Here is a 10,355-nt window from a genome sequence, read left to right as displayed (position 1 = left end):
CCCCCTCCGCCCCTCCCCCGCGTCTTTTCTGTCCCGCCTCCTAGCCTTCCGCTTCCGCGAAGGCTTCGCGGGCGGCGGCGAGGGCGTTGAGGGCGGCGGGGAAGCCCGCGTAGACCGCCATCTGGAGCAGGATTTCGACGATGTCTTCCTTGGAGACGCCGACGACGAGGGCGGCGCGGATGTGGACCTTGAGCTGGGGGGCCATGGTGCCGCGCGCGGCGGTGGCGGCGATCATGGCGATCTCCTTCTTGCGCGGCGAGAGCGTGGTGCGGGAGAATATCTCGCCGTAGGAGAAGTCCACGATGAAGCGGGCCATGTCCGGCGCGATGTCGGCCAGGGCGTCGATGACGGCGTTGCCCGCGCGGTCGCTGGTGGCCTTCATCACGGCCAGCCCCTTGGTGTGGCGGTCGGCCGGGGTGGGCTCCTCGGTGCCCGCGTGCACTGCCTCGCGCGGCAGGGGCAGCTCCACGCCCGCCTCCCTGAAGGCCTCGCGGGCCACGGTGATGGCGTTGAGGGCCGAGGCGAAGCCGGAGAAGATCATGGTCACGTAGATGATCTCGATGATCTGGCGCGGGGAGAGACCGGCGTTCAGGCTGCCGCGGATGTGCACGGCGAGCTGTGCCGGGGCGTTGCCCAGGGCCATGAGCGCGGCCACGGTGGCGGTCTGTCGGTCCGAGATGTCCGGCCCGGGCCGCGAGAGTATCTCGCCCGCGGCGAAATCGATGATGAAGCCGGGCATGTCCGGCGCGATGTCGGCCAGGGCGGTTTCGAGCTTTTCAGGCATGTCGGGCAGCAGGCGCCGCATGAGCTCCATGCCCCGTTCGTGTCTGTCCTGCATGGCTGTCCTCCTTGACGATTCTCGTATGATGTTGTGCGTCATGGACGCGGGTTTGTCCACGCCTTGCAGGATGCCGCACGGCCGTTTATATCTCCAATATATTTTTCATCATTGATTGATTCGTATGGAGAATAAGTCGTGGAGCTGAGGACCCTGGAGCAGTTCGTGGCCGTGGCCGAGGAACTGCATTTCGGCCATGCGGCCGAGCGGCTGCACATGTCGCAGCCGCCCCTGAGCCAGGCGGTGCGGCGGCTGGAGGACGAACTCGGGGTGGAGCTTCTGGCGCGCACCAGGCGGCGGGTGCGGCTGACGGCCGCGGGCGAGGCCTTTCTGCGCGGGGCGCGGGAGGTGCTGGCCGCGGCCGGGCGCGCGGCCGAGGCGGCGCGCCGCGCGGCGCGGGGCGAGGTGGGGAGCCTTTCGCTCGGCTTCGTGGGTCCGGCCACGGGCACGCGGCTGCCCGGGGTGATCCGCGATTTCGCCGCGGCCTGGCCCGAGGTGCGGCTTTCGCTGGCCGAGCTGCCCACGCTGGAGCAGCTTTCCCTGCTCGCGGCCGGGCGGCTGGACGTGGGCGTGGTGCGGCTGCTGCACGAGCCCGGGCCGCCCCTGGCCTCGCGCCTCTTCCACAGCGAGCCCTACGTGGCCGTGCTGCCCGCGGGCCATGCCCTGGCCGGAGGCGGGCCCGGCGCCTCTGCGCCGCTCGAGCTGGCCGCGCTGAGGGACGAGCCGCTGATCCTCTACCCGCGCGGGCAGGGGCCGGACCTGTACGACGCGGTGGTCGGGGCCTGCGCCGCGGCCGGGTTCGCGCCGCGCATCGTGCAGGAGGTGGTGCGCAAGGAGACGACCCTGGCCCTGGTAGGCGCGGGGCTCGGCCTGGCCTTCCTGCCGCGCTCCGCGGTCCCGCCCGGGGACGGCAGCGTGGCCTGCCGCGAGCTCGCGGGCGGCCTGCCGCCGGTGGAGCTCTACCTCGCCTGGACCGCGGACAACGACAATCCGGCCCTGAAGTCCTTCCTCGCCCTGGCCTGAAGTCCCCCGAATCAACTGGTTAAGAGTCAGCCGCTCGTCGTCCCCGCCTCCCCCCGCTTTTTCCCTACCCCTCGGCCTGGGGCTCGGCCTGGGCCAGCGGACCGCGGCGGCCGGGGCGTCCGGCGAGGAGGCTGCCGAGCAGGCAGGCGCCGCCGCAGATGGCCACGGTATGGCCCGCGCCCAGGAACTCGGCCATGAGGCCCGCGAGCAGGGCGCCGAAGGGGGCCATGCCCATGAACATCATGGAGTAGAGCGCCATGACCCGGCCGCGCAGGGCGTCGGGGCAGATGGTCTGCAGCAGGGTGTTGGACACGGCCATGAAGAGGATCATGGCGAAGCCCACGGGCAGGAGCAGGGCGGCGGAGAGCCAGAAGGAATGCGACAAGGCGAAAAGGAGCAGCGAGATGCCGAAGCCCACGGAGGCGATGAAGCGCACCTTCCACAGGCCGGTCACGTCGCGGCGCATGGACAGGGTCAGGGCGCCCGCCAGGCTGCCCGCGCCCGCCGCGGCCATGAGGATGCCGAAGCCCTTGGCCCCGGAGTGCAGCACGTTCTGGGCGAAGACGGGCATGAGCACCATGTAGGACGAGCCGAAGAAGCTGCCCATGGCGATGAGGCCCAGCACGTTGCGCATGTCGTGGTTGTTCCAGGCGTAGTTGAGACCTTCCTTGATGCGCTTGGCCATGGGCGCGCGTGCCTTGGTCTCGGGCGCGCGGGCGGGCAGGCGCATGAGCAGCAGGCTGGCGATGACCGCGAGGAAGGAGACGCCGTTTATGGTGAAGCACCAGCCCTCGCCCACGGCGGCCAGCAGCGCGCCCGCCACGGAGGGGCCGATCACGCGGGCGAGGTGGAACATGGAGGAGTTGAGGCCGATGGCGTTGGCCAGGTCCTCCTTGCCGACCATCTCCACGATGAAGGACTGGCGCGTGGGCACGTCCATGGCGCTGACCAGGCCGAGCAGCGTGGCCAGGACCACGACGTGCCAGACCTGGACGGTGTTCGTGAGGCAGAGCGCGGCCAGGGTGAAGGCCAGGATCATGGCCGAGCTCTGGGTGCCCACGAGGATGGCGCGGCGGCTCCCGCGGTCGGCCCAGTCGCCGCCGATGAGGGCGAAGAGGAAGACCGGGGCGAGGCCCGCGAAGCGCACGAGGCCGAGCGCGGCGCTCGACCCCGTGAGGCGGTAGACGAGCCAGGCCTCGGCCACGTTCTGCATCCAGGTGCCGATGAGCGAGACGAACTGGCCGCTGAAGAAGAGGCGGAAGTTGCGGTGCTTGAAGGAGCGCGTGAGCGTCGCCATGCGCCCGGCCGGAGCGGCCGCGGCGTTTTCGTTGAACGTGCTGTCGGGAGGCATGAAGTCCTTGATCCTTGAGTCTTGACGCCTACTCGTAGCGCAAGGCGTCGATGGGGTTCAGGCCCGCCGCCTTGCGGGCCGGGTAGAAGCCGAAGAAGATGCCGATGGCGCTGGAGAAGGCCACGGCGATGACCACGGCCTGGGCCGAGATGACCGCGGGCCAGGAGAGCAGGCGCGAGACGACGAGCGCGCCGCCGCCGCCGAGCAGGATGCCGATCGCGCCGCCGAGCATGGTCAGGAGCACGGCCTCGGTGAGGAACTGCAGGAGGATGTTCTTCTGCGAGGCGCCGATGGCCATGCGGATGCCGATCTCGCGGGTGCGCTCGGTGACCGAGACGAGCATGATGTTCATGATGCCGATGCCGCCCACGAGGAGCGAGATGGAGGCCACGGAGCCGAGCAGCACGGACATGATGCCCGCGGACTGCCGGGCCACGGCCAGGATCTCGGTCAGGTTGCGCACGGAGAAGTCGCGCTCCTTGGCCGGGCCTATGCGGTGGCGCTGGTCGAGCAGGGCCACGGCCTCCTCCTGGGCCTTGTCGAGGAGCGACTGGTCCTTGGCCTGCACCAGGATGGCGCCCACGGTGTTGGGGATGGCGCTGCCGAAGAGGCGGCGCTGCGCCGTGGTCAGGGGCACGTAGATGATGTCGTCCTGGTCCGTGCCCTGGGGCGAGCGGCCCTTGGACTGCAGCAGCCCCACCACCTGGAAGGGGATCTTGTTGATGCGGATGGTGCGGCCCACGGGGTCCTCGGAGCCGAAGAGCATGTCGGCCACCGTGGTGCCGATGAGGCAGACCTTGAGCCCGCCGTCCACGTCAGCGGACTGCAGCTCCCGGCCCTCGGTCACGGCCCAGTCGCGGATGGCGAACATGTCCGGCGTGGCGCCCATGATCACGGTGGACCAGTTCATGTTGGCGTAGACCACCTGGGCCGTGCCGCGCACCGTGGGCGCGACGAGGCTGATGGACGGGCACTCGGCGCGCAGCGCCTTGGCGTCGTCCAGCGTCAGGGTGGGCTGGGAGCCGAGCCCCGCGCGCAGGCCGCCCGAGGTGGTGGAGCCGGGCAGGATGAGGATGATGTTGCTGCCGATGCTCGCGATCTGCTCGTTGATGCGCTGCGTGGCGCCGGTGCCCACGGCGACCATGACGATGACCGCGGCGATGCCGATGATGATCCCGAGCATGGTCAGGAAGGAGCGCAGGGCGTTGACCCGCAGGGCGCGCGCCGCGATGCGCAGCGAGAGGAGGATGTCGCTCATCTGCCGCCTCCCATCTCAGGCCTCGGGCAGGGGGCCGTCGCGGCCCGAGCTGTCGGAGAGGACGAGGCCGTCGCGGAAGACCACGCGGCGCGTGGCGTAGGCGGCCACGTCCGGCTCGTGGGTGACCATGACGATGGTGATGCCGCGGCCGTTGAGCGTGGTGAAGATGGCCATGATCTCGTCGCTCATGCGCGAGTCGAGGTTGCCGGTGGGCTCGTCGGCCAGGAGCAGGGCCGGGTCGTTGGCCAGGGCGCGGGCGATGGCCACGCGCTGCTGCTGGCCGCCGGAGAGCTGGTTGCTCATGTGGCCCGCGCGCTCCGCCAGGCCGACCATGGCGAGCGCCGCCATGGCGCGCTCGCGGCGCTCCTTGGCCGGGACACGGCCGTAGACCAGGGGCAGCTCCACGTTCTCGAGCGCCGAGGTGCGGGTGAGCAGGTTGAAGCCCTGGAAGACGAAGCCCATGCTCCGGTTGCGGATCTGGGCGAGCCCCGCGCGCGGCAGGCTGTCCACGCGGCGGCCCTCCAGGCGGTATTCGCCCGAGGTCGGCGTGTCCAGGCAGCCGAGGATGTGCATGCAGGTGGACTTGCCCGAGCCGGACGCGCCCATGACGGCCACGAACTCGCCGCGCGCCACGTGCAGGTCCACCCCGCGCAGGGCGTGCACGGTCTCCCCGCCCAGGCGGTAGGTCTTGGTCAGGCCCAGGGCCTCGACCACGAGCTGTCCGTCCGCGCCGGGGGCGGGAGAAGAGGGAATGGAAGCGGTCGGGCTCACAGCCGCGCTCCGAAGGGCGAGCCGTGGCCGCCGCCCGAGGCGCCCGTGCCGCCGGGCTTGCGCGGGCCGGTCTGCTCCACGACCACCTTCTGGCCGTCGCTGAGCTTGCCGCCCGTGACCTCCACCTCGGAGTCGCCGAAGATGCCTGTGGCAACGGGCACGGCCGTAAGCCTCCCGTCCGGGGCGAGCACGTAGACGCTGCGGCCCGAGGCGCGTCGGCCGGACCTGTCCCCGGCGTCGAGCGGGCGGAAGCGCAGGGCCGCGGCCGGGATCTTGAGCACGCCTTCCTTGCGCGCGGTCTCGAAGGTCACGTTGGCGGTCATGCCGGGCTTGAGCCGAAGGTCGGTGTTGTCCACGCCGATGACCACCACGTAGGTGACCACGTTCTGCACGGTCACGGGCGAGTTGCGCACCTGCAGGACCTTGCCGTGGAAGCGGTCGTCCGGGTAGGCGTCCACGGTGAAGGTGGCGGTGCCGCCCTCGCGGATGCTGCCGATGTCGGCCTCGTCCACGCTGGCGTCCACCTCCATCTTGGTCAGGTCCTGGGCGATGAGGAAGAGGGTGGGGCTTTGCAGGGAGGCGGCCACGGTCTGGCCCACGTCCACGTCGCGCGAGACCACGATGCCGTCCACGGGCGAGCGGATGGTGGAGTAGGCCAGGTTGGTCTCGGCCTGCTGGAAGGCCCCGCGCGTCTGGACCACGGCGGCCCTGGCCGCGGACAGGGCCGCGGCGGCGGTGTCGCGCGCGGTCTGCGCGGTGTCGTAGTCGCTCTGGGCGATGAGGCCCGGGCCGACCAGCGCCTTGTAGCGCTTGAGGGTGCGCTCGGCGTCCTCCAGGCCCGCCTTGGCCTTGTCCACGTTGGCCAGGGCGGCCAGGTAGTTGCCGTGCGCCTGTTCGACCAGGGCCTTGAAGATGGCCGGGTCGATCTGGGCGATGGGCTGGCCCGTGCGCACGGGCGAGTTGTAGTCCACGTAGAGCGCCTTGACGATGCCCGAGACCGGCGTGCCCACCTGCACCGTGGTCACCGGGTTCAGCGTGCCGGTGGAGGTCACGGTGGAGGCGATGTCGCCGCGCGTCACGGGCGCGGTGACGTACTGCGCGGCGGGATTGGTCTGGCCGTAGAGGCTCCGGTAGGCGAGGAGGCCGCCCGCGGCGAGAACCGCGAGCACGACGGCGGACACGAGCCATTTACGCATGGAAGGGCTCCTGCGGATGCGCGGGGGAGGTTGCGGGGTTTTCGGCCGCGTTCTGCGGCGCGGCGGCAAAGGCCGAGCGGAGGATCTGCAGCGCCTCGAGCACGACGGCGAGCTGCTCCTGGCCGAGCAGGGAGAGGCGGCCCGCGAAGATGGCCGTGGTGGCCTCGCGCGCGGCGTCCAGCACGGCGAGCCCGGCCGGGGTCAGCTCCAGGGTCACGCGGCGCCTGTCCTCGCTGCACTGGGCGCGCTCGACCATGCCGCGCTGCGTCAGGCCGTCCACGATCTTGGACATGGCGGGCGCGGACAGCCCCATGAACTCGCCCGCCTCGCGCAGGTTGGAGCCGGGGTGGCGGCGCAGGTAGATGAGCACGCGGAACTGGGGCACGGACAGGTCCGGTGTCCGGTTGCCGCGCATCTCGGCGCGCAGAAGGCGCATGATCTCCGGCGTGAGGTCCAGGAGTTCCCGGGCGCAGCGGGATACGTCGTCGAGCATCGGTTTTATTTCTCCGGTAAATAATTTCCTTGGTGAACTATTAAGGCGCGACACTAACTCCGTCAAGAGGCGGGCTGCGCCGGGCAGGGAACCCGGCACCGGCGACACGCGGGCGAGGAGGCGAGGGGCGGGAAAGGGGAGGCTGCGAAGGAGGCGGGGAGGAGCGGTGCGGGCCGCTCCTGGGCGGCGCCGGAGGGGCCGGTCAGCCCTCGGCCACGTCGCGGGCGGACGCCTTGCGGGGTTTCGCGCTCGGCGGCTTCCTGGTGTCGCCTGTGCCGGACTTCGCGCCGGAGACTTCCTGGGAGGGCGGGGGGGCGGCCTGTTCGCCGCTCTCCTGCCCCTGCTCGTCCATCGCGTCGGCCGCATCGAGGTCCAGATCGTCCGGGGGCAGCGCGCCGGATTCCCCGGCCACGGCGCGCAGGGGGTTGGAGCCGAGGAAGAACTCGAGCTCGTAGGAGGTCAGCAGGGGCTGGCTGGCGCGGCCGTGGGACTCGGGCAGCTCGTCGTAGGCCGCTCCCAGGGGGAAGACCTTGCGCAGCACGTTGATCCCCGTGGCCAGGGCGATGAGGTCCGTGGGCGAGAGGTCGGCCAGGTGCTCCGCGAAGACGGCGATGGCCGCCTCGCGCGCGCCGTCCAGCAGCTTGCGGCCGGTGGGCGTGAGGCTCAGCGCGGCCCGGCTGTGCTCCTCGGGCCGCAGGTGGTCCAGCACCAGGCCGCGCTGCACGAGGTCGCTCACGATGCCCGCGGCGGCCGCAGGCGGCATGTCCGCGGCTTTGGCCACATCGGGCAGGCTCGCCCCCGGCGAGCGCAGGAGGAAGGTCAGCACCCGCACCTGGCTCAGGGAAAGCTCGGAAGCCTTCCTGCCGCGAAGCTCCTGGCGGAGCTTCTTCATGATCACCGGCATGGCGTCCAGGATCTCGCGGGCGTATCGCTTGGCATACGGGTGCATCGTGTCCCTCTATTAATTCTGTCTATTATTCTTCTTAGGTGCCGGGGGTAATTCCGTCAATCATTTTGGGCGCCGAATCCTCCCCGCCCGGGCTCCGACTTGCCCAGGGCCTGCAAACCTGCTAGAGCCCCATCCCACACGGAAGCGTATCGTCACCGGTGTGGCGCCTGGACTTCAAATCCAGTGGAACGGTTAACCCCGTTCGGTAGGTTCGACTCCTATACGCTTCCGCCACGCGATATCCCTGCGCCGCCGGACGGGTCCCGTCCGGCGGCGTTTTTTTCACGGTGGGGACGACGCTGCCGAAGGCGGGAAGATGCTGCGGCCCACACGATTGACGCCATGAGTCGAGTGTGTGATAGAGTCACGCCAGGGGCGACCCTCCGCCCCGCCGGGAGTTCCCGGTGCTCCCCGCGCGAGGCCCCATGCCTGGGCGGTTGGGGAAGATCGCAGCCCGTGGAGAGACGCCGTGGAAGATTTGGTCAGCGTGATCATGCCCTGCTTCAATACCGGGCGGTTCGCTGCCGACGCCATCGAGAGCGTGCTGCGCCAGAAGGATTGCCCGTGCGAGCTCATCCTGGTGGACGACGGTTCCACGGACGGCACCCTTGAGGCCCTGCAAGAACACGCGGCGCGGCATCCCGAGACGATCAGGCTCCTGCGGCATCCCGGCGGCGCCAACAAGGGGGCCGGAGCCTCGCGCAACCTGGGCCTGACCGAGGCGCGGGGCTCGTACGTCATCTTTCTCGATTCCGACGACCGCTGGATCGACGACCGAGCGCTCGAGAAGCTGCGCGCCCCCCTCCGCTCGGATTCGAGCCTCGCCTTCTCCTTCGCCACCGGCTATGCCGTCGACGAGACCGGCCGACGGCTCTACCTGTGGGATGTCCGTGATCCCGCCTACATGGCGGACAAGGAGAACCTGCTCATCGACTGCTTCGTGCACATCCAGGGAGTCCTGGCCCGCATGGACCTGGTGCGGGCCGTGGGCGGCTACACCGAGGGCATCTTCGGCGAGGACCACGACCTGTGGGTCAGGCTGGCCGAGAAGGGAGACTATCGTTTCCTGAACGAGCCCGTCTTCGAGTACCGGCTGCACGGCGGCCAGGCCAGCCGCAAGCGCAAGATGTGGGAGGACGGCTTCGTGGTCCTGCGCGGGGCCGAGGAACGGGGCTACTATTCCCGCAACGCCCTCAGGAAGCGCCGAGCCGTGCTCCATTTCCGACTGGGAGAGTTCGACCTGCACGACGGCGCCTACCTGCGCGGGCTGGGCAACATGCTCCTGGCCGCGTTCCACGACCCCATGCGCAGCGCCAGGGTGCTGCGCGAGAAGTGCCTGCGCGGCCGCTAGCCTCGCGCACCGCCTCTCCCTCTGTAGCAGGCTTCCCGGGCTGATGCCGTCACCTCCGGGCGGCGCGAAAAGCGCCGCATGCCGGGCGCGAGGAAGACGCCGCGGACGGCGCTCCCCAGGATCGCGGGCACGTGCGGTATACGGAGGCGGCGCGGCTTACGCCTTGAAGACCTTTTCCTTGAATTTCTGGAGATAGATGCCCGGCGATGTGGCGAATCCGGCCACGAAGTAGCGGAGGAAGTTGAGCAGATCCGACTCCCTGTATCTGCCGATGGCGCGGAAGTAGTAGAGTTTCGCTTTTTTCGCACGGACTATGTGCCGGGCATAGTCATATCGTGCCGTCGCCTTCTTCAGCATCAGCATGTCATAGTGAAAGAGCTTTTCCCTCCGGCTCGTGTTTATGGAGCGGTTCTCGTGCTCGCGGATGGCGGAGCCGAAACCTTTCACGAACCGGACAGGGTGGCGTTCCGCTATCCTGATGCGCAGATCGTTGTCCTCGCAGAACAGAAGCTCGGGGTCGAAAGGGGCGTCGGGATCATGCAGCAGGCTGCGGCGCACCATTATCGAGTCCGTCTGGGGCAGGGGCTCGAGCAGCATGCCATGCGCGTCGGGAGATTGCATCAGGCAGGCCGGATATGGAAAGACGATCATGCGCCCGTTGCATATCGTTTTCGCTTCGTCGAAAACCATCCCGACATCCGGCTCGCTCTCCAGTGCCGACGCAAGCCGCTGCAGATGACCCGGCAGGAATATGTCATCCGAGTCGAGAAAGGCGAGGAATGGATGGCTGCTCGCTGCGATGGCCCGGTTCCTGGCCGGGCCGGGACCCTGTTCCGTGCAGTCGGCAGGCTTTCTGAGAACCTTGACCGGCGGACCGAACGACTCGGCAATTTCAACGCTCCTGTCGCTGGAGCCGTCATCGGCGACGACGATTTCCACAGGACCGCCGTATTCCTGCGCCAAAACGCTCTCTATCGCTTCACGCAACAGATGCTCTCGATTGTAGCACGGAATAATGACAGATATTCCTTGCACGTGCCCGTTCCTTTGCGTTCGGTTCACTTTCTGATGCAGTAACCTATGGCCTTCCTCATACTCCGTCAATCGGAGAGGCGGGCCTTGTCC

Annotated in this window: 10 protein-coding genes and 1 tRNA gene; 3 read left to right on the top strand and 8 right to left on the bottom strand. The window is 69.2% G+C overall.

Features of this window, described 5'->3' with window-relative positions:
* Positions 1-40 precede the first annotated feature (40 nt).
* Entirely contained in the window at positions 41-838 is a 798-nt protein-coding gene (locus DSX2_RS17325; RefSeq protein WP_020882303.1) for a carboxymuconolactone decarboxylase family protein, read from the bottom strand.
* 138 nt (positions 839-976) lie between these two features.
* Here DSX2_RS17325 and DSX2_RS17320 point away from each other — a divergent pair, with 138 nt between their 5' ends.
* Complete coding sequence (locus DSX2_RS17320) at positions 977-1,861, top strand: LysR family transcriptional regulator (protein WP_020882302.1); 885 nt, start codon at positions 977-979, stop codon at positions 1,859-1,861.
* Positions 1,862-1,925: 64 nt separating this feature from the next.
* On the opposite strand, the gene DSX2_RS17315 is transcribed toward DSX2_RS17320, so the two are convergent.
* The 6 genes from DSX2_RS17315 to DSX2_RS17290 form a co-directional block, all read right to left on the bottom strand.
* Positions 1,926-3,212, bottom strand: coding sequence for an MFS transporter (locus DSX2_RS17315; RefSeq protein WP_020882301.1), 1,287 nt, complete (start codon positions 3,210-3,212; stop codon positions 1,926-1,928).
* Between the two features lie 28 nt (positions 3,213-3,240).
* Positions 3,241-4,470, bottom strand: a complete 1,230-nt coding sequence (locus DSX2_RS17310) for an ABC transporter permease (RefSeq protein WP_020882300.1) — start codon at positions 4,468-4,470, stop codon at positions 3,241-3,243.
* Positions 4,471-4,485: 15 nt separating this feature from the next.
* Positions 4,486-5,241, bottom strand: a complete 756-nt coding sequence (locus DSX2_RS17305) for an ABC transporter ATP-binding protein (RefSeq protein WP_020882299.1) — start codon at positions 5,239-5,241, stop codon at positions 4,486-4,488.
* Entirely contained in the window at positions 5,238-6,437 is a 1,200-nt protein-coding gene (locus tag DSX2_RS17300) for an efflux RND transporter periplasmic adaptor subunit (RefSeq protein WP_020882298.1), read from the bottom strand. Before DSX2_RS17300 ends, DSX2_RS17305 begins: the two co-directional genes overlap by 4 nt.
* Positions 6,430-6,930, bottom strand: a complete 501-nt coding sequence (locus DSX2_RS18470; RefSeq protein ID WP_020882297.1) for a MarR family winged helix-turn-helix transcriptional regulator — start codon at positions 6,928-6,930, stop codon at positions 6,430-6,432. The genes DSX2_RS17300 and DSX2_RS18470 overlap by 8 nt, the downstream gene beginning before the upstream one ends.
* 202 nt (positions 6,931-7,132) lie before the next feature.
* A complete protein-coding gene (locus DSX2_RS17290) occupies positions 7,133-7,879 on the bottom strand; it encodes a MarR family winged helix-turn-helix transcriptional regulator (RefSeq protein ID WP_020882296.1) in 747 nt (248 codons plus the stop codon).
* Positions 7,880-8,019: 140 nt separating this feature from the next.
* Here DSX2_RS17290 and DSX2_RS17285 point away from each other — a divergent pair.
* Positions 8,020-8,113 (top strand) — tRNA-Sec (locus DSX2_RS17285).
* Between the two features lie 235 nt (positions 8,114-8,348).
* Positions 8,349-9,230, top strand: a complete 882-nt coding sequence (locus tag DSX2_RS17280) for a glycosyltransferase (RefSeq protein ID WP_020882295.1) — start codon at positions 8,349-8,351, stop codon at positions 9,228-9,230.
* A 156-nt stretch (positions 9,231-9,386) separates the two neighbouring features.
* Here the strand turns inward: DSX2_RS17280 and DSX2_RS17275 are convergent, their stop codons facing one another.
* Complete coding sequence (locus DSX2_RS17275; protein ID WP_035043392.1) at positions 9,387-10,265, bottom strand: glycosyltransferase family A protein; 879 nt, start codon at positions 10,263-10,265, stop codon at positions 9,387-9,389.
* Positions 10,266-10,355: the final 90 nt, after the last annotated feature.

Origin of the sequence: Desulfovibrio sp. X2 (assembly GCF_000422205.1) — a bacterium.
Lineage (GTDB): Bacteria > Desulfobacterota > Desulfovibrionia > Desulfovibrionales > Desulfovibrionaceae > Alkalidesulfovibrio.
Note: the sequence above shows the minus strand (reverse complement) of the source record. Positions and strands in the feature narration are given on the sequence as shown.

Bases quoted from the DNA above. Each gene is read 5' to 3' on its own strand.
- DSX2_RS17325 (WP_020882303.1), bottom strand. From the start codon at position 838: ATGCAGGACAGACACGAACGGGGCATGGAGCTCATGCGGCGCCTGCTG.
- DSX2_RS17315 (WP_020882301.1), bottom strand. From the start codon at position 3,212: ATGCCTCCCGACAGCACGTTCAACGAAAACGCCGCGGCCGCTCCGGCC.
- DSX2_RS17310 (WP_020882300.1), bottom strand. From the start codon at position 4,470: ATGAGCGACATCCTCCTCTCGCTGCGCATCGCGGCGCGCGCCCTGCGG.
- DSX2_RS17300 (WP_020882298.1), bottom strand. From the start codon at position 6,437: ATGCGTAAATGGCTCGTGTCCGCCGTCGTGCTCGCGGTTCTCGCCGCG.
- DSX2_RS18470 (WP_020882297.1), bottom strand. From the start codon at position 6,930: ATGCTCGACGACGTATCCCGCTGCGCCCGGGAACTCCTGGACCTCACG.
- DSX2_RS17290 (WP_020882296.1), bottom strand. From the start codon at position 7,879: ATGCACCCGTATGCCAAGCGATACGCCCGCGAGATCCTGGACGCCATG.